The sequence below is a fragment of the Neorhizobium petrolearium genome (assembly GCF_029854435.1).
GTDB lineage: Bacteria > Pseudomonadota > Alphaproteobacteria > Rhizobiales > Rhizobiaceae > Neorhizobium > Neorhizobium petrolearium.
The window spans coordinates 2,365,780-2,384,723 of the sequence record NZ_CP123000.1; the positions used below are offsets into that span (position 1 = coordinate 2,365,780).

The 18,944-nt window shown below is 62.3% G+C and carries 17 protein-coding genes; 13 read left to right on the forward strand and 4 right to left on the reverse strand.

Annotated elements, in window-relative coordinates; all coding sequences use genetic code 11:
- Window positions 1–69: 69 nt before the first annotated feature.
- From QEO92_RS11900 to QEO92_RS11910, 3 genes are read right to left on the reverse strand one after another with little or no spacing between them, the layout of a single operon-like run.
- Window positions 70–876 carry an SDR family NAD(P)-dependent oxidoreductase gene (locus QEO92_RS11900; RefSeq protein ID WP_227703156.1) on the reverse strand — a complete coding sequence of 269 codons (807 nt, stop codon included), beginning with the start codon at window positions 874–876 and terminating at the stop codon, window positions 70–72.
- The gene (locus tag QEO92_RS11905) at window positions 873–1,967 is read right to left on the reverse strand and encodes an ABC transporter ATP-binding protein (RefSeq protein ID WP_227703157.1); all 1,095 of its coding nucleotides are present in this window, start codon (window positions 1,965–1,967) and stop codon (window positions 873–875) included. Before QEO92_RS11905 ends, QEO92_RS11900 begins: the two co-directional genes overlap by 4 nt.
- Before the next feature lie 38 nt (window positions 1,968–2,005).
- On the reverse strand, window positions 2,006–3,730 hold the full coding sequence (locus QEO92_RS11910; RefSeq protein ID WP_227703158.1) for an SMP-30/gluconolactonase/LRE family protein: 1,725 nt from the start codon (window positions 3,728–3,730) through the stop codon (window positions 2,006–2,008).
- 142 nt (window positions 3,731–3,872) lie between these two features.
- Between QEO92_RS11910 and QEO92_RS11915 the strand changes: the two genes are divergently transcribed.
- From QEO92_RS11915 to QEO92_RS11935, 5 genes are all read left to right on the forward strand, one after another.
- Window positions 3,873–5,024: a mandelate racemase/muconate lactonizing enzyme family protein gene (locus QEO92_RS11915; RefSeq protein WP_227703159.1), complete on the forward strand. Its 1,152-nt coding sequence runs from the start codon at window positions 3,873–3,875 to the stop codon at window positions 5,022–5,024.
- Between the two features lie 30 nt (window positions 5,025–5,054).
- Window positions 5,055–5,978, forward strand: a complete 924-nt coding sequence (locus tag QEO92_RS11920; RefSeq protein ID WP_227703160.1) for a 2-dehydro-3-deoxygalactonokinase — start codon at window positions 5,055–5,057, stop codon at window positions 5,976–5,978.
- A gap of 1 nt (window position 5,979) precedes the next feature.
- Window positions 5,980–6,909 (forward strand): 2-dehydro-3-deoxygalactonokinase, encoded by a 930-nt coding sequence (locus QEO92_RS11925; protein ID WP_227703161.1) that lies wholly within the window; start codon window positions 5,980–5,982, stop codon window positions 6,907–6,909.
- A gap of 14 nt (window positions 6,910–6,923) precedes the next feature.
- Window positions 6,924–7,544: a 2-dehydro-3-deoxy-6-phosphogalactonate aldolase gene (locus QEO92_RS11930; RefSeq protein WP_227703162.1), complete on the forward strand. Its 621-nt coding sequence runs from the start codon at window positions 6,924–6,926 to the stop codon at window positions 7,542–7,544.
- A 102-nt stretch (window positions 7,545–7,646) separates the two neighbouring features.
- Window positions 7,647–8,297: a class I SAM-dependent methyltransferase gene (locus tag QEO92_RS11935; protein WP_227703163.1), complete on the forward strand. Its 651-nt coding sequence runs from the start codon at window positions 7,647–7,649 to the stop codon at window positions 8,295–8,297.
- A 110-nt stretch (window positions 8,298–8,407) separates the two neighbouring features.
- On the opposite strand, the gene QEO92_RS11940 is transcribed toward QEO92_RS11935, so the two are convergent.
- Window positions 8,408–9,259 carry a MurR/RpiR family transcriptional regulator gene (locus QEO92_RS11940; RefSeq protein WP_037147763.1) on the reverse strand — a complete coding sequence of 284 codons (852 nt, stop codon included), beginning with the start codon at window positions 9,257–9,259 and terminating at the stop codon, window positions 8,408–8,410.
- 233 nt (window positions 9,260–9,492) lie between these two features.
- On the opposite strand from QEO92_RS11940, the gene murA reads away from it, so the two are divergent.
- From murA to QEO92_RS11980, 8 genes are all read left to right on the forward strand, one after another.
- Complete coding sequence (gene murA / locus QEO92_RS11945) at window positions 9,493–10,749, forward strand: UDP-N-acetylglucosamine 1-carboxyvinyltransferase (protein WP_227703164.1); 1,257 nt, start codon at window positions 9,493–9,495, stop codon at window positions 10,747–10,749.
- Window positions 10,746–11,627 (forward strand): glucosamine kinase nucleotide-binding domain-containing protein, encoded by an 882-nt coding sequence (locus QEO92_RS11950; protein ID WP_227703165.1) that lies wholly within the window; start codon window positions 10,746–10,748, stop codon window positions 11,625–11,627. Before murA ends, QEO92_RS11950 begins: the two co-directional genes overlap by 4 nt.
- 180 nt (window positions 11,628–11,807) lie before the next feature.
- Window positions 11,808–12,731, forward strand: coding sequence for an N-acetylmuramic acid 6-phosphate etherase (gene murQ, locus QEO92_RS11955; protein ID WP_227703166.1), 924 nt, complete (start codon window positions 11,808–11,810; stop codon window positions 12,729–12,731).
- A gap of 73 nt (window positions 12,732–12,804) precedes the next feature.
- The gene (locus QEO92_RS11960; RefSeq protein ID WP_227703167.1) at window positions 12,805–14,328 is read left to right on the forward strand and encodes an ABC transporter substrate-binding protein; all 1,524 of its coding nucleotides are present in this window, start codon (window positions 12,805–12,807) and stop codon (window positions 14,326–14,328) included.
- A gap of 34 nt (window positions 14,329–14,362) precedes the next feature.
- The gene (locus QEO92_RS11965; RefSeq protein ID WP_227703168.1) at window positions 14,363–15,325 is read left to right on the forward strand and encodes an ABC transporter permease; all 963 of its coding nucleotides are present in this window, start codon (window positions 14,363–14,365) and stop codon (window positions 15,323–15,325) included.
- The gene (locus tag QEO92_RS11970) at window positions 15,325–16,164 is read left to right on the forward strand and encodes an ABC transporter permease (RefSeq protein ID WP_227703169.1); all 840 of its coding nucleotides are present in this window, start codon (window positions 15,325–15,327) and stop codon (window positions 16,162–16,164) included. Before QEO92_RS11965 ends, QEO92_RS11970 begins: the two co-directional genes overlap by 1 nt.
- Entirely contained in the window at window positions 16,161–17,900 is a 1,740-nt protein-coding gene (locus QEO92_RS11975) for an ABC transporter ATP-binding protein (RefSeq protein ID WP_227703170.1), read from the forward strand. The genes QEO92_RS11970 and QEO92_RS11975 overlap by 4 nt, the downstream gene beginning before the upstream one ends.
- A gap of 10 nt (window positions 17,901–17,910) precedes the next feature.
- On the forward strand, window positions 17,911–18,942 hold the full coding sequence (locus QEO92_RS11980; protein WP_227703171.1) for a serine hydrolase domain-containing protein: 1,032 nt from the start codon (window positions 17,911–17,913) through the stop codon (window positions 18,940–18,942).
- The last annotated feature ends 2 nt before the right edge of the window (window positions 18,943–18,944 follow it).

Below are 18,944 nucleotides of genomic sequence, written 5' to 3' on the forward strand. Positions count from 1 at the left end.
AACGATGATGGAACTCTGTTTCAACCAAAAAAAGGTCAAGCGGCGAGCGCCGGCAACCGCTTGGTTCCCCTATACGACGCCCCCGTCCACAATGAATGTCTGCCCTGTGATGAGGCGGGAATCGTCCGCCGCCAGAAAGAGCGCCATACGGGCGATATCCGGCGGCAGCAGATGCTCCTTGAGGCACTGAACCTCGAGGTATTCGGAAAACTTACCCTGATAGACACGCTTGGCGCGCTCCACCTGGCGCTCGGTCAGCACCCAGCCGGGCGCGATTGAATTGACGCGGATGTTGCGGGTGCCGATCTCGCGAGCGAGCGATTTGGTCATGCCCATGACGGCGGATTTGGCCGTCGTGTAGAAGATCAGACCTGCAGCACCGCGCATCCAGGAGATCGAGCCCATGTTGATGATCGACCCGCCCCCAGTTTCGACCATCTCAGGCACGACGGCCTGCGCCGCAAAAAACTGATGGCGTAGATTGGTCTGGAATCGCTCATCCCAATATTCCGGCGTCACCTCCTCCAGCGGCCTGCGGTCGTCATTGCCGGCATTGTTGATGAGAGCCCGGATCGGCCCGATCCCGGACCGCAGCGCTTCGACGCCCGCTTTCAGCGCATCGATGTCGCGCAGATCCGCCGCACGATAGAGCGGTTCATTGCCGGTCTTCCCGCCGATCTTTTCCGCCGTCTCGGCCGCAACATCGGCGTTCAGTTCGAGGAAGCCGACCTTGCAGCCCTGGGCGCAGAAATGCTCGACCAGAGAGGCGCCGATGCCCGAGCCGCCGCCGGTGATCAGCACGCCCTTGCCCCTGAGGCTCGGATAGGTCGCGACCTCGACATGAACCTTTTCGATGAGTTCGGGGTGGATGGTCATGCGGCCTCCAGGGCGACGGGACGCGCGGACGCAAGCGACAGGCCATCGGCGGAAAAGACATGGATCATCGCCGGATCGACATGAACGCCGATCGGCTCGTTGCGGTTGACGGCCCGGTCGCCGGAAAGCCGCACCACGACCATCTCTTCCGAACCTTCCAGCGCCACATAGGCGTAGGTATCGCTGCCGAGATGTTCGGTGATGGTGACCGTGCCGGCCAGCGAATCCGGTGCACCGCGGCTCACGAGTTCCACATGCTCCGGCCGGATGCCGATTTCGGTGGGCGCAGCATTGAGATTGCGCGGCAAACGCACGTCGCCCCCTGGCACGCTGAAGATGCCCTCGGCTTTTCTGGCTTCGAGTTTCAGAAAATTCATCTTCGGACTGCCGATGAAGCCCGCCACGAAGCGATTGACCGGTTTGTTGTAGAGGTTAAGCGGTGAACCGATCTGCTCGACACGTCCGGCATTCAGGACGACGATCTTGTCGGCGAGCGTCATCGCCTCGATCTGGTCATGGGTGACGTAGACCATGGTCGTGCCGAGGGTTTCCTTCATCCGGGCGATCTCGATGCGCATCTCGACGCGCAGCGCCGCATCGAGGTTCGACAGCGGCTCGTCGAACAGGAAGATGCGCGGCTCGCGTACGATCGCGCGGCCGATCGCGACGCGCTGGCGCTGACCGCCGGAAAGCTGGCGTGGCTTGCGCTCCAGATAAGGGTCGATACGCAGCTTTTGAGCCGCCTTGGCGACGCGGGCGGCAATCTCCTCTTTCGAAATGCCGGCAAGCCGCAGCGCATACCCCATATTCTCCGCCACCGTCATGTGCGGATAAAGCGCATAGGATTGGAAAACCATGGCGATGCCGCGCTTGGCTGGCGGCACATCGTTTACCAACTCGCCGTCGATCGCCATCTGGCCGGACGTGATCTCGTCAAGGCCGCAGATGAGACGCAAAAGCGTCGATTTTCCACAGCCGGATGGGCCAACGAAGGCGACGAATTCGCCGTCTTCGACGGTCAGGTCGATGCCCTTCAGCACCTCTGCCGAACCGAAGGATTTGCGGATATTCTTCAATTCAAGCTTGGCCATGGGTTCCTCTTTCCCAATCTCTTCCCATGTCGTCCTGTTCAGCCTGCAAACATCTGCGCGGGCTGGCCCTTGATGCCGGTATCGATGGCAAACACGCTGCCGGAAAGCGGCGCTTCCGCGAGTTGTGCGGCCGAAAGCCGGATGCGCGCCGAGGTGACGAACAGGGTTTGCATGTCCGGTCCGCCGAAAACGCAGCTCGTCGGGCGCGGCACGGGCAGATTGACGACCCGCTCCACCTTGCCCTCGGGATCGTAGCGGGTGACGCACCACCCGTCCCAATGGGCAATCCAGAGAAAACCTTCGGCATCGACGGTCATGCCGTCCGGCTTGCCCTCGGCCTCCGGCACCGTAACAAAGGTCCGGCGGTTGGCGATCTCCCCGCTTTCGATATCGAAATCATAGGCATAGACCGTCTGCCGGTTGGTATCGGTGAAGTAGAAGGTACGGTCGTCCGGGCTCCAGCCAAGGCCGTTCGAGACGTGGAAACCGCGATCCATCTCCCGTGACCGACCGTCCGGGTCGATCCTCCAGAGCCGCCCCTGGTCCGGCGTCGTGTCGATCGCCAGCGTACCGGCCCATAGCCTGCCGCGACGATCGCATTTGCCGTCGTTGAAGCGATTGCCGGGGCGGTCGGATTCAGGCCGCGAGATCGTCGTGATATCGCCGGTTGCAAGATCGATACCGCGGATCTCGCCATGCATGGCGGCAACGAAGCCGCCGCGCGCGCGAGGGATCACGAAGCCGATCAGTTCCGGCACCTGCATGGAGGTATAGGTGCCTTTAGCCGGATCGCCGATATGGACCGCAGGCGCCAGGATATCGACGAAATAGAGCTTCTTGTGCTCCGGCGACCAATGCGGACCTTCGCCGAGGAACGTGCTTGCCGGAATGACGCAGCGCACATCGGCGCGATCGGGACCGAGAGGGCGCGGCTTGACCGCAAGCGACATGGGGAATTCTCCAAAATTGCCGGAGGTGCGGCGTGCTGCCTCGATGACGTCGCGGCCGAAAGCGTGCAGTCGGTCGACGGGAAGGCGGAACGATGGCCCGATGATGCCGATCGCGCCGATCGGCTCACCGCGATGGTTGAGGACAGGAGCCGCGACCGAGGAAATGCCGATATGCTGCTCGTCCACCGAAACCGCGTAGCCGCGCGCCTTGGTGAGGTCGAGCTGTCGGCTGAGTTCCTCCGGATTGACGATCGTGTTCGGCGTCAAGCGTTCGAGCTCAATACCGTCGAGCAGCGCCCGGCGCTTTTCAAGCGACAAATGCGCCAGGATCGCCTTGCCGAGGCCGCTCGCATGAGGCGCGGCACGCGAACCGACGCCGTTGTTGAGGCGGAGCGGCTGCGGCACCTCCCGCTGGTCGATATAGAGAATGCTATCGCCATCCAGCACCCCGAGGCGGATCGCCTCGCCGGTAAGATCGCGAAGCCGCGCCAGTTCCGGTTCAGCCGCACCGCGCAGATCGAAATTGTCCCAGACCTTATGCGCCCACTGAAAAAGCCGCGGGGCCAATCTGTAGACCTGGTCGCGCGCGTCGAAAGCGAGCAGCCGCTCATCTACAAGCGCCTGAAGCAGCCGGTGCAGAGTGCCCTTCGGCAACTGGGTCTGGTCGAGCAGTTCGGTGAAGCGCAGACCGCGGGTTTCAGCCGCCACCGCATCGACGATCTGGATGCCACGCGTCAACGCCTGGACGCCAGGTACGCCCTGCGCGTCGTTCGCAACATCCTTCTCGATCGTCTCCAATTGTACCTTGGCCATGTCCTCTCCCAAGCAGCGCCGTCGCTCGCCTGTACGCACAGCATGCCGCCTCGCTCTTGCCAAGAGAGTTATCTTGGAACTAAGTTCCATGTCAATAACGAAACTGAAGCGGCCGCTGAAGAGGCCCGGACGGGAGGATATTGTGCGTATTACCAAAGTGGACCATTGGCTGGTCCGTATGCCTTTCACCGAGGATATCCTCTGGGGTTCGGGCCGGCGGATCGGCACGACCCGGTTGATCTGCCGAATCGAGACAGACACAGGGATCATCGGCTGGGGTGAAACGATTTCGCTGATAGCCAATGTGCCAGCCGTTTTCGCGGATATCGTCGCGCCCTTGGCAATCGGTTATCCGGTCGCTGATGCCGAGCGATTCCACCGGCATGTGCTGGGCGCCGGCTTCTATCATCACAAGCGTGCGGCAGTGATGGCGATCTGCGCCATGGAAATGGCCATGTGGGATGCGCTCGGCAAGCAGGCCGGTCTTCCCCTGTATGCCCTATGGGGCGGTCGCTGGCGCCAGGATGTCGAGGCTGCGGCCTATCTCTTCACCAACGACCCGCAAGGCCTGTCGGAACGGCTGAAGCGCTTCCTCGATCTCGGCTACACGACCTTCAAGGTGAAGATTGGCTTCGACGAGAAAAGCGACATCACACTCGCGGAAACCGCGCGAAGGGTGATCGGCGACCATCCACTTCGGCTCGACGTCAACGGCGCCTGGAATCCCGCGACCGCCAAACGTCAGCTCGAAAAGCTCAAAGCCTTCGACCCTGCCTACGTGGAACAGCCGCTGGAACTCGACGACGTCGCCGGCCATGCGGCACTGGTGGCCCGATCTGCCGTGCCGATTGCGCTGGATGAGAGCGCCTATACGCTCTGCGATGTCGGCAACATCGTCCGGGCGAACGCGGCCGATGTGGTACTGCTCGACCCGCACGAGGCGGGCGGCCTCTGGCAGACGATCAAGGCGGCGGCAATCTGTGAATCGGTCGGCATTCCCGTGACGCTGCATTCCGGCGCCGAACTCGCGCTCTCCCAATCGGCCTATATCCATTTAGCCGCCTCGCTGCCGAATATGTCGATCGCCATCGACACGGAACGCGCCTATCTCGGCGGGGATATCTCCCCCAATCCCCCGGCCTTGAAGAATGGTCGCTTTCAGGTACCGGAAGGTCCAGGGCTCGGCGTCGAAGTGGATGTCGGTGAGCTCGAAAAATACCGTGTCACCGGTATTGCCGGCGCCTACCTCGATACGGAACGCAGGGACTGGTTCCCGGTGAAACCCGCCTACTGACTTCAAGCTCGCCTATAGGATCATTCCTCCATGTATATTGCCATCGAATGGACTTCCTCCGCCTTTCGCGCGCTGCTTCTCAACGACAAGACCGTGCTCGGCGAAAAGAAGAGCGCGCGCGGTACGAACAGGGTTAAAAACGGCGCTTTCGAAGCGGCACTCCGCGAAGAACTCGGCGACTGGCTCGAAAAGGCGGAAATGATCCTGTTTTCGGGTATGGTCACCAGCCGCAACGGCTGGATCGAAAGCCCCTTCGCACCAGTTCCGGCCGGGCCTGCCGATCTCGCCGCTCAGGCCGTCCGACATCACGTGGAGGGCCTGCCGCCGCTCGTCTTTCTGCCCGGCATCGCCCAGACGAAACCCCTGCCCGACGTCATGCGCGGCGAGGAAATATCGCTCTTCGGGCTCACGGAAACGGACGGCCTCTTCGTGCTGCCAGGCCCGCATGCCAAATGGGTGACGATGGAAGGCGGCCATATCAGCGCAATTACGACCTATATGTCCGGCGAAATCCTTGATCTGCTGAAAAAGGATTCGCTCGTCTCGCGGCTCATCCCTGCGACCTATGAGGAACGGCCGGACGCCTTCCGTCGCGGCGTTCAGACCGCCTGTGAACAAGGCGCCCTACCCGGCCGTATTCTCGCTCGTATCTTTTCTGCCCGCAGCCTCGTGCTCTTCGACGAGCTTGGACCTGAAGAGATCGCAGACTACCTTGCCGGCCTCATGATCGGCGCGGAAATCGCCGAAGCGCTGGGCGAAGACGAATCCGGAAAGATCAGCATTGTCGGCCACACGCCGCTCGCCGGACGCTATAAGACCGCACTTGAACTTTTCGATGCTGAAGCGACTCTCGTAACACCCGACATTGCTGCCGGTTTTCGCCGCGTCGCCTCTCGACAGGGTGATGCGGCACAGGCTATCGAGGAGGCGAAAATCGCTTCCGGAGGAATCTGATATGCCTACACCGACCTCGATCATCCTCGATTGGGGAACGAGTTCGCTGCGCGCCATGCTGGTCTCGGAAACCGGTGAAACGCTCGATACTCGGGAATCGTCGAATGGCGGCATCCAGTTCGTCAAAGACGGCGCATTCGAGGCGGCGCTGATGCAGGCGGTCGGCGAATGGTTCTCCGCCCACGGCCCGTTGCCGGTACTGGCAACCGGCATGATCACCAGCCGCAACGGCTGGGTCGAGGTGCCCTATGTCGACACGCCGGGCGGCGTCGCCGAACTCGCCGCTGGCACGCGCAAGCTGACATTGCAGAACGGCGCTGTCATCACCTTTCTACCGGGGATGCGCGATCCGGCGGCGAAGCCTTTTCCGGATGTCATGCGCGGCGAGGAAACCCAGATCGTCGGTTTCGGCCTAGATCGCGATCGGACGCTCGTGCTTCCAGGCACTCACAGCAAATGGGCGCGGATCAAGGCGGGCCGTATCGACAGTTTCCAGACCTACGCGACCGGTGAGGTCTTCGCATTGCTGACAAAGCACTCCTTCATCGCCAAGGCGCAGGATCCCGTACCCGGCGCTGAGCCCGACTGGCAGAGCTTCGGGCGCGGCGTGGAATTCGCAGCGAGCAACAGTGCTGCTGCCGACGCTTTCCTCTCGGCGATCTTCAGCGCCCGCACCGGCGTCCTCGACGGCAAGTTGAAGCCCGAAAACATTCTCGATTACGTCTCCGGCCTTATCATCGGCTCGGAGTTTCGCCAGGCCCGCGCCGCCGGCTGGTTCAAGGCCGGCGAGACGATCGGCATCGTCGGCAACAATGTGTTGAACAGTCGTTACGGCCGCGTCGCGCCGCTCTTCGATCTCACCGTCGAACCTGGCCCCGATAATGCCGCCAAGCGCGGTATCCTGCTGATTGCGGCCGAAGCCGCCAAGTGACAAGGAGTCCCGACATGACCTTCGAAGAGGCGCTCAAGGCCTGCAATCTCGTTGCCATCCTGCGCGGCATCAAGCCGGAAGAGGCTGAAAGCGTCGGCGAAGTCCTGATCGCGGCCGGTTGGCGGATCATCGAAGTGCCGCTCAACTCTCCCGAACCCCTCAAGAGTATCGAAAGGCTCGTCAAGCGTTTCGGCGACAAGGCGCTGATCGGTGCCGGCACGGTATTGACCCCCGCTCAGGTTACTGATGTCGCAGCAACCGGTGCGAAGGTGATCATCTCTCCGAATGCGAACCCGGCCGTCATCAAGGCCGCGCGCGCGGCCGGCATGGTAAGCCTCCCTGGCGTAGCAACGCCGACCGAAGCCTTCGCTGCGATCGAAGCCGGTGCCACCGGCATCAAGGCCTTCCCGGCTGAAGCGATCCCGCCGCTGATCATCAAGGCCTGGAAGGCCGTGCTGCCGAAAGAGATTCCCGTGCTTGCCGTCGGCGGCGTGACGCCGGAAAACATGCCCGCCTACGTTCAGGCAGGTGCGGCCGGTTTCGGCATCGGATCGTCCCTTTACAAACCCGGTACAGACATCGCATCCGTCGCAGAAAAGGCGAGAAAATTCATTGAGGCCATGCGCGCCGAATGATGCAGACAGTCGCGGATGCCAGCGCGGGGCCCATCCACGGAGCGGAACTATCGTCTTCCTCCTGAGTTTACTCGAAATCGGGACTATCGGGAGGGGACGATCTTGGGTGAAATCCGCAACAGTGCCGAACATCAGCAGAAAGTGTATGAACGTTGGGCTCCGGTTTATGACCGGGTCTATCGAGGGCTATTGAGGGACGGACATCGAACGGTCGCAAAACTTGCGGGCGAAGCCGGACGCGATATTCTCGAAGTGGGCGTCGGCACCGGACTTGCCCTGTCCTACTATCCGCAACAGTGCAACGTCACCGGCATCGATCTGTCCGAACACATGATCGCCAAGGCACGCGAAAAGGTTGCCCGTCGCCGGCTCTTCCATGTCCGCGCATTGCATGTGATGGACGCGCACCGGCTGCAGTTTGCGGACCAGTCCTTCGATGTCGTCTGCCTGCCTTTCGTCATCACGCTGATCCCGGATCCGGAACGGGCGCTCGATGAGTGCGCCCGCGTGCTGAGGCCCGGCGGAGAGATCATTATCGCCAGCAAGCTCGGCGACGGACGCGGCCTTCAAGGAGCGATCGAGGAAGCGGTTGCTCCGCTCGTTCACCGGGTCGGCTGGAGCTCTGCCTTCCGCATTGGCCGGATTTGCGAATGGGCTGAACGCCGTGGCGATTTCGAAGTGGCGGAAATCCGTCGCGTCTTCCCGAACGGCTTCTTCAAGGTCATGCGCGTGAAGCATCGACTCACCGCCTAAAGCATGTCGCGCAAAAGTGTGCAGCGGTTTTGCGATAAAGACATGCATGAAAACAAGAGCTTAAAGCGGCTCAAGCGAATCTGAAAGATTGCGACCCGCTTTAAGAACCGTTACCGAGCCTTCAGAACCGAGACCGCGAGTTCGCTGTTGTGGACATATTCGTTGGCATCCGGCTGACGCTGGACGAGCAGGATGAATAGAAGGTCCGTCAGCATGAGTTGCGCGTCGCGCACTGTGATCGACGACGAGCGGACGCGCTCCTCGTCCGCGACGGTATAGAGCCGGATATTGGCCACCTGCGTGAGCGGGCCGCCGTCGAGACCGGTGACCGCGATGACGGTCGCTCCCCGCTCTCTCGCCAGTTCGGCGATCCGCAACGTCTCGATGCTCGTGCCCGAATAGGAGAGCGCGAAGAGCACATCTTCCTTGCCGAGCGTTGAGGCATTGGCCATCTGCACGTGACTATCGCTGTCATGCAACACGTTGCGGCCGAGCTTCATCAGCTTATAGGAGAAATCGCGCGCAACCAGCGAGGATGCGCCAACGCCCGCCATATGGATGCGACGCGCCTTGTCGAGTGCCGTCAATGCCCGCTCGATCTCCGGCTCGCTGTTGACGGCGAGTGTCTGCTGCATCGACAGCATCTTGCTGCCAATCAACTTCTGCAGGATGGTGAGATAGCTGTCGCCGACCTCGATCGTGCCGTGGATCATGCCGGGCGGCGCATGCCATTCCTGGGCCTTTGCCTCGCTGACGGCGAGCTTCAGCTCCTGATATCCGGCAAAACCCAGCTTCTGGCTGAACTTCACCACGCTCGACTGGCTGCGGCCGGTCTCGGCGGCAAGTGCTGCGGAAGAGAGCCTCAGCATCTGGTCCGGATTGTCGAGAATGAACTGGCCGATCTGCCGGTCTGCCGGCGCCATGGCATCAAGCTGCGCGTTGATCTTCTTTAAGATTGACATGCGTTCTTCGGAAGCCTCGCGATACCGACCCTGTCCATCAGGCCGCGAAAGATAACACCGCAGCATCCCGCTGCAACACCCTTTCTGCCACCGACGGCATCATGAATTACCACAGATTACATCATACTTGGGAATAAAAAATTCCAAATGATTGACAGAAGCGCCCGGAGGTTTAGTTTCGGAAACTGGATAGGATCACTCAGGCTCTACGCGCCTTTTCGGCAGGTTTCGTCATGGACAGATTGCGGATTGTGGGGGGGCATCGACTGGAAGGCGCCGTCAGCATTGCGGGTGCCAAGAATGCCGCGTTGCCGCAGATAGCGGCCACCTTGCTCAGCCCCTATCCCGTTGAACTTACCAACCTTCCTTTGGTGAGCGACGTGGAAAACATGCTGGGCGTCGTCAGCCTGCATGGCGCCGAGATAACCCGATCCCCCCATTCCACTATTATCGACCCGAAGGCAATTGTCTCGAAGGAGACCTCCTACGATACCGTGCGCAAGATGCGAGCCACTGTGCTCGTCCTTGCGCCGTTACTCGCCCGCTTCGGCCATGCTCGCGTGTCGATGCCGGGCGGCTGCGCCATCGGCGCTCGGCCAGTCGACATGCATATCAAGGCACTGGCAGCGCTCGGTGCGGATATCGACGTAGAAAGCGGCTTGATCGTCGCTTCGGCACCAGGCGGGCTCAAGGGAGCGCGCATCGTGCTCGCCTCGCCTTCCGTCGGCGCCACCGAAACCGCAATGATGGCGGCGACCTCTGCAAAGGGTGAAACGGAGATCCTGAATGCCGCGCGGGAGCCGGAAGTCGCCGACCTCGCCGCCTGTCTCATCGCCATGGGTGCACGTATTGAGGGTGCCGGCACTCATCGCATACTCGTCGAAGGCTCGACGAGCTGGCAGCCAGCTAAGCATCACAGCATCCCGGATCGCATCGAAGCGGGCACCTATGCGGTGGCGGCAGCAATCACCGGCGGCATGCTGGAGCTCATCAACGCCCGGCTGGAGAACATGGCCTCGGTCGTGCAGGTGCTGGAGGCCATGGGCGTCAGCGTCTGGCCGAGCGACCGCGGTCTCGTCGTCTCGCGCGACGGACCTTTGAGAGCGACCGACATCACCACGGAACCCTATCCGGGCTTCCCGACCGACCTGCAGGCACAATTCATGGCGTTGGCTGCCTGCGCGGAAGGCGCTTCGCTGATCCGCGAAACCGTGTTCGAAAGCCGGTTCATGCACGTGCCTGAACTGATGCGGCTTGGCGCCAATATAGCACTGCAGGGCACGACGGCGCTGGTGCGCGGTGGCGCACCGCTGAAAGGTGCCCAGGTCATGGCGACAGACCTGCGCGCCTCCGTTTCTCTCGTTCTCGCTGGGCTCGTGTCCAAGGGGGAAACCGTCGTCAACCGCGTTTATCATCTCGATCGTGGTTACGAACAGCTCGATCGCAAACTCCGCCTTTGCGGCGCCGACATCGAGCGGCTGAGCGAATGACGGGTACTCCGCACTATTTCCTGGGAGTCGACGGCGGCGGCACCGGCTGCCGAGCCCGCGTCGAGGACGGTTCCGGCGCGGTTTTGGGTCAAGGTCTCTCAGGCCCCGCCACCACGCGGCTCGGCATCGAGGAAGCCTGGGCATCGATATCTCGCGCCTTCAACGCCGCCCTTGATGAGGCCGGGTTCGGCCAGGATGAGATCGCCTATACCCATGTCGGCATAGGCCTGGCGGGAGCGAGCCGCAGGGATGTATTCGAGGCCCTGAAGGCGATCCCTCACCCCTTCGCCAGTCTGGATTTCGTCAACGACGGCATGAGCGCCTGCCTCGGCGCGCATTCGGGCCGCGACGGCGCGATCGTGATCGCCGGTACCGGCTCGATCGGCCTGGGCTTTGTGGAAGGGCGCAACCTGCGCATCGGCGGCTACGGCTTTCCGATCTCCGACGAGGGTAGCGGCGCGGATCTGGGACTGAAGGCAATCCAGCTTGCGCTTCGTGCCAATGACGGTCGGATAGAGAAGACTGCCCTTCTGACGGAGATCATGCAACGCTTCCATGACGATCCCATGGAGGCCGTTGCCTGGATGGATCGCGCCACCGCGACGGACTATGCAGCACTCGCGCCCATGGTCATGCGCCATGCGGACCAGGGGGATTCCGTCGGCCGCCGGATCGTCCAGAGTGCGGCGGAACAGATCGACACGCTGGTACGCACCCTCTTCGATCTCGGTGCCCCGCGCGTGACCTTGCTTGGCGGCCTTTCGACCCCGCTCGAACCCTGGCTGGCGCCCGACGTCCGCCGCCGCCTGAAGCCCGCCGATGGCGATGCCGTATCAGGCGCCATCATCCTCGCCCGCAAGGCCGCCGAAGCGCTCTGAGCGATCCATTGTCGATCTGAAATTTATCGCCCAGAATGGAATAATATATTCCATTCTTCGATTGACTCCAGGAATGGATAATCCTAACCGTTTACGAAACGTAACGAAGGGCGACGAGGAGACGGCAGGACGCAGATATTGCGGAATGCAAAACCTCGGCCGGATCTCGAAAGCAGGGTCATGACGGACGCACGACTGATATCCGAACTGGAGAGACTCGTTTCGGAAGGCCGCAACCCCCGTTCCATGGATATCGATCTCCTGCCGACGATCGACGTGCTTCGGGAGATCAACGAGGAAGACAAGGGCGTCCCTGCCGCAGTCGAAAAAGTAGTCCCCGAGATTGCCGAGGCCGTGGATGAGATCGTCAAGGCGTTCCAGAAAGGCGCGCGGCTCGTCTATATCGGAGCCGGCACCAGCGGACGTCTGGGCGTCCTCGATGCATCGGAATGCCCGCCAACTTTCAGCGTGCCGGAGGGCATGGTCGTCGGCCTGATTGCCGGCGGCACGCATGCCCTTCAGCACGCCGTCGAAGGAGCAGAAGATGACCCCGATCAGGGCCGTCAGGACCTTGTCGACATCGGGCTGACTGCGGACGACGTCGTGGTCGGCATCGCTGTGAGCGGTCGTACCCCCTATGTCATCGGTGCCTTGAACTACGCCAGGGAAATTGGAGCCAAGACCGTTGCCCTGTCCTGCAATCCGGTGTCGGTGATCGCGGCAATCGCCGATATCGCCATCTCGCCGGTGGTCGGGCCTGAAATCCTGACCGGCTCCACGCGGCTGAAATCCGGCACGGCGCAGAAGCTCGTGCTCAACATGCTGACGACGGCGAGCATGATCCGCATCGGCAAGACCTACCAGAACCTGATGGTCGATGTGCACGCGAGCAACCAGAAGCTCGTCGCGCGCGCCGCGCGTATCGTCATGCAGGCGACCGGCTGTGAACCGGAAGAGGCGCGGCGCGTCCTCGACCTGACCGGCAATGACGTCAAGCTGGCGATCCTGATCCAGCTTACGGGAATGGATGTCGATGCGGCTCGCACAGCGCTTAACAATGCCGGAGGCTTCCTTCGGAAAGCAATAAATGGGAAGACAGCGTAAAGCTGCTGAATGAAGGCCGCGGTCGCTTGCAGCGGATCGGCGGAAGGCAACAATCTCGAGAGGGAGAATGGAAATGGGAAGGATTTTTTCGACAAGACTGGTTTCCGGCCTGGCACTCGCCGCGGCACTGGGGACCGCGATCGTAACCACTCCTGCTTCGGCGGCCACACTGCGCATGGCCTGGTCGCAGGACGCGACGGGTCTCGATCCGCACAAGCAGACTGCATTTTCTTCGATCCGCCTGCTTGAACTGATCTACGAGCCGCTGGTGCGCTTCGACAAGGATCTGCAGCTCGTTCCTGCGGTTGCAGCCTCGTGGCAGTTTTCCGCCGACGGCAAGGAACTGACCTTCAAGCTCGACCCGAATGCCAAATTCCAGGACGGCAAACCGGTCACCCCCGCGGATGTGAAGGCTTCCTTCGAGCGTGTCCTCGACGAGAAAACGGCCGCCGCGGCACGCGCCAACTTCCGGTCCATCGCCAGCATTGAGACGCCCGATGACAAGACGGTCGTCTTCAAGCTCTCGCAGCCGGATGTGCCGCTTCTGACCGCAATGGCCAGCATCAACGCGGCCATCGTTCCCGCGGCCGAGATCGCTGCCGGTTCGATCGGCACGAAAGCGCTCGGTTCCGGCCCCTTCAAGCTGGAAAAGTGGGCCCCCAACTCCAAGGAAATGCTCACCGCCAACAAGGATTGGGCCGGCGGGAAAGTGGCAGTCGACGGCATCGACATCAGCGTCCTGCCGGACGAAACGGCAATCCTCGCCTCCCTGCGCACCAAGCAGATCGATTTCGCGCTTCTGAACGATCCGCTTGTCGCCACCCTCGTGCCGAAGGAAGCAAGCCTGACGCTCAACCGCACCCCGGTGCTGGCCTATCACGTTCTCCAACTGAACCCGTCCCGCAAGCCGATGAACGAACTTGCCGTCCGGCAGGCAATTTCCTGCGCGATCGACCGCCAGGACGTCCTCGACACGGCCTCCGTCGGCGAAGGCAAAGTGACCGGCCCGCTGACCATGCCGGGCTACACGACCGACGCCAGCCAGCTCTTCTGCTACAAGCGCGACGTTGAAAAGGCCAAGAAGCTGATGGCCGACGCGGGTTTTGCGGAGGGCTTCTCGGCAACCGTCATCGCCGCCAATGGCGAACCCGCGACGGCGGCTGCCGAAGCGCAGGTCATCCAGTCGCAGCTCGCAGAGATCGGCGTCAAGCTCGACATCAAGATGATGGAACTGAACGTCTATGTCGACGCCTGGCTGAAGGGCGATTTCGATATGGCCGTCGCTCTGAACGGCGGGCGTGCCGATCCCTACTCCATGTACAACCGCTACTGGACCAAGGCCGGCAATCTGCAGAAAGTCGCCAACTATATCGATGACACGCTGGACAGCCTGATGCAGAAAGGACGCGAGGAAACCGATCCCGCCAAGCGCAAGGCAATCTTCGCAGAATTTGAGAAGCACCTCGTTGAGGTATCGCCCTGGGTCTGGCTCTACACGTCCTACAGCTATACGGCGCAACAGAAGAACGTTCAGGGCTTCGTTCCGACGCCGGAGGGCTCGCTGTTCGGCCTGAGCAAGGTCAGCATCCAGCCCTGATGCCTGCAACGACGAATACGAGGTTGGCCCACCCATGAGTTACCTGACGCGACGGCTGCTTACCTTTCCGCTCGTCATGCTCGGAGTTTCCATCCTCGTCTTTGTGGCGATCCGTCTGGTGCCGGGCGATGCGATTACCGCCATGCTCGGCACGGAGGCCGGCCTTCTCACACCGGCTCAAAGAGACGCCCTGGCGAGCTATTTCGGCATCGATCAGCCGATCCTGGTGCAATATTGGCACTGGCTGCTCGGCGTTTTCCAGGGCGATCTCGGCATTTCCGTCACCTATGGCAAGCCGGTGCTCGGCGTCATCCTGGAGCGTTTTCCGCTGACGCTGCAACTCGCCCTGATGTCCATGTGCGTCGCGTTGGCCGTCGGCCTGCCGGCTGGCGTGTTCGCAGCCACTCGCAATGAGAAGCTGTCCGATCTCGGCGTTCGCATCTTCGCTATGATCGGCCAGTCGACACCCAATTTCGTGGTCGGCCTGTTGATCATCTATGCGCTGTCGGCCGGCTTCGGCATCCTGCCGACCATGGGAGAGTTCACACCGCTTTTCACGGATCCGCTGCGCAATCTCGGCCAGATGATCCTGCCGGCCGTGACGCTCGGTTTTGCCTTCGCGGCCTCCGTCACCCGCATCTCGCGCTCGGCCATGCTGGATGTGCTGAGCGACGACTATGTGCGCACGGCCCGCAGCAAAGGCGTACCGAAGCGCAGCGTCATCTGGCGCCATGCACTGCCGAACGCCCTGATCCCGGTCGTCACGCTGAGTGGCGTCGAATTCGGCTACCTGCTCGGCGGCGCCGTGCTTGTCGAACAGATCTATGCCCTGCCCGGCCTCGGTCGCCTCGTTCTCGACGCGATTCTGCAGCGAGATTACGCGCTGGTGCAGGGCTGCGTGCTCTTCATTGCCTTCAATTTCATGGTGATCAACCTGCTCGTCGATCTTCTTTATGCCACGCTCGATCCGCGCATCCGCCTCGGAGAAGGCGGCTGATGGCGATGCTGCGTGCAATCTTCTCTCATGCAAGCGGCAGGATCGGCGGCACCATCGTCGTGATCTACATCGTCGTCGCACTGCTCGGCATGTTCGATGTCACTCCGCACAATCCCCTGCAGCAATTCCGCATCGACCGGCTGCATGCACCGAACGCTGTCTACTGGATGGGTACCGACCTCTTCGGCCGCGACGTCGCGAGCCGGCTGATGAAAGGCGTCGGCCAGTCCTTCCTCGTCGGTTTCTGCTCGGTGACGCTTGCGACGCTTGCCGGCACCGTGCTCGGCCTTACCGCAGCATGGTTCGGCAAGGCCTGGGATGGTCTCGTCATGCGCGTCATGGACGTGCTGCTCGCCTTTCCGGCGATTCTGCTGGCGCTCCTGATCATCGCTATCGTCGGCCCCGGCACATGGACGAGCGTCGCGGCGATCGCGATCGTCTATACGCCGATCTTTACCCGCGTGGTGCGCGGCCCGGCGCTCTCCATCAAGTCGCGCGAATTCGTCGATGCCGCGCGCACCTTCGGCTCGAGCCGATACTATATCCTGACCCGCCACCTTCTCCTGAACCTCGTGGCGCCATTGACGGTACAGGTCACCCTCGCCCTGGCCTGGTCGCTGCTGACGGAAGCCGGCCTCTCCTTCCTCGGCCTCGGCACCCAGCCGCCCGCCTCCTCGCTGGGCCTGATGCTGGCCGACAGCCGCAACCTGATGGAGACGGCCCCCTGGCTGCTGATCTTCCCGGCGCTGGCGATCATGGTGAGCATTCTCGGCTTCAACCTGCTCGGCGACGCGCTGCGCGACATCCTCGACCCCAAGACGCGGAGCAGGCCTGCATGACACCGCTTCTCTCCGTCTCGGCCCTGCGCGTCGGCTTCGGGCGGGACCCGATGAAAAACGAGATCGTCAAGGGCGTCAGCTTCAACCTCGATGCCGGAGAAACGCTGGCGATCGTCGGCGAAAGCGGCTCGGGTAAATCGGTGACCGCCCTTTCCATCAACCGTCTCGTCGATTTCGGAGGCGGTCGCATCATCGACGGCTCGATCAACCTCAGACGGCGTGACGGCAGCGTCCTCGATCTCGCTCAGGCCAGCGAACCCGTGCTCGAAAAGATCAGAGGCTCGGAGATCGGCATGATCTTCCAGGAGCCGATGACCTCGCTCAATCCGGTGCTGACCATCGGCACGCAGATCGAGGAATCGTTTCGCCTTCACCACGGCCTGACCGGTAGGCAGGCGACGGCCGCCGCAAAGGACGCGCTCGACCGGGTCCGCATTCCCGACGCGGCCCGGCGCCTGAAATATTGCCCGAACCAGCTCTCGGGCGGCATGCTCCAGCGCGTCATGATCGCGACCGCGCTCGCCTGCAATCCGCGCCTCTTGATCGCCGACGAACCAACCACCGCGCTCGACGTGACCGTGCAGGCGCAGATCATGGCGCTGCTCGGCGAATTGAAGCGCGAGACCGGCATGGCGATGATCTTCATCACGCACGACATTGGCCTCGTTGCCGGCATTGCCGACAAGGTCATGGTCATGCAGGCTGGCAAAGCGGTTGAGCAAGGCTCCCTGAATGATGTTCTCGACCGGCCACAGCATCCCTATACGCAGCATCTCTTGAGTGCCGTGCCGCATTTCGAATCCGGCCGGGCCGTCCGTTCCGATTTTCACCGAGAGGAGGCCAGTTCCCCTGCCCTGACAGTGGATGGCCTCACGGTGCGCTTCAAGGTCACGGGCGGCCTGTTCAGTCGCTCGCCAGGCTCGGTCCACGCGGTGGAAAACGTCGGCTTCGACCTGATGCCCGGCGAGACGCTGGCGATTGTCGGCGAAAGCGGTTCGGGCAAGTCCACCACGGCGCGCGCCATTCTCGGCCTCGTCAGGCCGACCCGCGGCAGCTTCGCGAGCAACACGGGCAGCATCGCCGATGCGACCGATCCGAGCGTCCAGATGGTGTTCCAGAACCCCTATGCCTCGCTCAATCCGCGGCTGAGGATCGACAGCATTCTCGCCGAACCAATGATCGCCGCCGGCGGCCGCGTCGATGCCGAAACGCGTGACAAGATGAAAGCGCTCCTGAAGCGCGTCGGTCTTCCGGAAGACAGTCTTGAGCGCTATCCGCACCAGTTCTCCGGCGGCCAGCGGCAGCGGCTCTGCATCGCCCGCGCGCTGATGCTCAATCCCTCCGTGGTGGTGCTGGATGAAGCTGTCTCGGCGCTCGACGTTTCGGTGCAGGCGAAGGTTCTCGAACTGCTGGTCGATCTCCAGCGCGAATATGGGCTTGCCTATCTCTTCGTCTCGCACGACATGGCGGTGGTGGAACGCATCGCACATCGGATTGCGGTCCTCTATGCCGGTGAGATCGTCGAGATCGGCGATGCCGCTTCGGTGCTTTCAAATCCCAGGCATTCCTATACAAAGCGGCTGATTTCCGCCGTGCCGAGCATCGATCACCGCAACCAGCATTTCGAGATCGACACGCGCCAGGTCCCCTCGCTTGTCCGGCCGCCGGGCTTCGAGCCGCCGCCTGCCGAATGGCGCAGTTTCGGGCCGGACCACAGCGCACGGGCGGAAGCGTGAGGAGAGGGTCATGGACGACCGGATGGGTACCACAGCCAATGCAAAGCTGATCGCCACCTTCGAGCGTGCCTTCGCGCCGCTGGAAAGGTCAGTCGCGGAGAAACGCATCCCGGGCGGAGTGCTCGGCGTCGTTGACCTGAAACACGGCCGCGTGACGCGCGCGGTCGGCTCGGCGCAGATCGTTCCGGCCGTCCGGCCAATGACGCTCGACACCTGGTTTGACCTCGCTTCGCTCACCAAAGTGATCTTCACCACGCCGCGTATCCTGAATCTTGCCGATGAAGGCGTGATCGATCTCGACGCGCCGCTCACCGCGCTGCTGCCGGATTTCCGCCAGTACAATGCCGATGCCTGGGAACGGAAAGTGACCTTCCGCCAATGCCTCGGCCACCAGACGCCCTTCCCCGGCGTCGAGCCGATCTACACCTATAGCCGCGATCCCGATCTCCTCCGCGCCTTCGTCCTGCAGCGGGAGTGGCGGCCCTGTCCACCAGCCTATTCGGACATCAACTTCATCCTGCTCGGTTTCGTGCTGGAGCGGCTGGCAGGCAAGACGATCCGCAACCTCGATTCCGGTCCGGGCTTTGCATGGTCCAGCGACCCGGAGAATACGGCCGCGACGGAGGACTGCCAGTTCCGGCATCGCGTGCTTTGCGGCGAGGTGCATGACGAGAACTGCTTTGCCCTGCAAGGCTCCGGCCATGCAGGCCTGTTCGGCACCGTCTCTTCCGTCCTCGATTTTGCCGCGAGCCTGTTGAACGGAACCGGAGCCTCCGCAAACGCCATCGCGCTCATGCGCACGCCTCTCTCCAGTCGCCGCACCCATGGTTGGGAACACCCCTATCCCGACTGGTCGGGCGGCAATGCCTGCAGCCCCGCGACGATCGGGCATACAGGCTTCACCGGCACCGGCCTCTGGATCGACTTCGACAAGGGTCGCGCCTGGACACTGCTCACCAATCGCGTCCACCCGACCCGCCATTCCGATAGCGGCATACTGGCGCTTCGCCAGACTGTCGGCGATCTCGTCAACCAAGCGTGAGG

Coding starts and splice junctions, on each gene's coding strand:
- QEO92_RS11900 (WP_227703156.1), bottom strand. CDS start 876: ATGACCATCCACCCCGAACTCATCGAAAAGGTTCATGTCGAGGTCGCG.
- QEO92_RS11905 (WP_227703157.1), bottom strand. CDS start 1,967: ATGGCCAAGCTTGAATTGAAGAATATCCGCAAATCCTTCGGTTCGGCA.
- QEO92_RS11910 (WP_227703158.1), bottom strand. CDS start 3,730: ATGGCCAAGGTACAATTGGAGACGATCGAGAAGGATGTTGCGAACGAC.
- QEO92_RS11920 (WP_227703160.1), top strand. CDS start 5,055: ATGTATATTGCCATCGAATGGACTTCCTCCGCCTTTCGCGCGCTGCTT.
- QEO92_RS11925 (WP_227703161.1), top strand. CDS start 5,980: ATGCCTACACCGACCTCGATCATCCTCGATTGGGGAACGAGTTCGCTG.
- QEO92_RS11930 (WP_227703162.1), top strand. CDS start 6,924: ATGACCTTCGAAGAGGCGCTCAAGGCCTGCAATCTCGTTGCCATCCTG.
- QEO92_RS11940 (WP_037147763.1), bottom strand. CDS start 9,259: ATGTCAATCTTAAAGAAGATCAACGCGCAGCTTGATGCCATGGCGCCG.
- murA (WP_227703164.1), top strand. CDS start 9,493: ATGGACAGATTGCGGATTGTGGGGGGGCATCGACTGGAAGGCGCCGTC.
- QEO92_RS11950 (WP_227703165.1), top strand. CDS start 10,746: ATGACGGGTACTCCGCACTATTTCCTGGGAGTCGACGGCGGCGGCACC.
- murQ (WP_227703166.1), top strand. CDS start 11,808: ATGACGGACGCACGACTGATATCCGAACTGGAGAGACTCGTTTCGGAA.
- QEO92_RS11960 (WP_227703167.1), top strand. CDS start 12,805: ATGGGAAGGATTTTTTCGACAAGACTGGTTTCCGGCCTGGCACTCGCC.
- QEO92_RS11965 (WP_227703168.1), top strand. CDS start 14,363: ATGAGTTACCTGACGCGACGGCTGCTTACCTTTCCGCTCGTCATGCTC.
- QEO92_RS11970 (WP_227703169.1), top strand. CDS start 15,325: ATGGCGATGCTGCGTGCAATCTTCTCTCATGCAAGCGGCAGGATCGGC.
- QEO92_RS11975 (WP_227703170.1), top strand. CDS start 16,161: ATGACACCGCTTCTCTCCGTCTCGGCCCTGCGCGTCGGCTTCGGGCGG.
- QEO92_RS11980 (WP_227703171.1), top strand. CDS start 17,911: ATGGACGACCGGATGGGTACCACAGCCAATGCAAAGCTGATCGCCACC.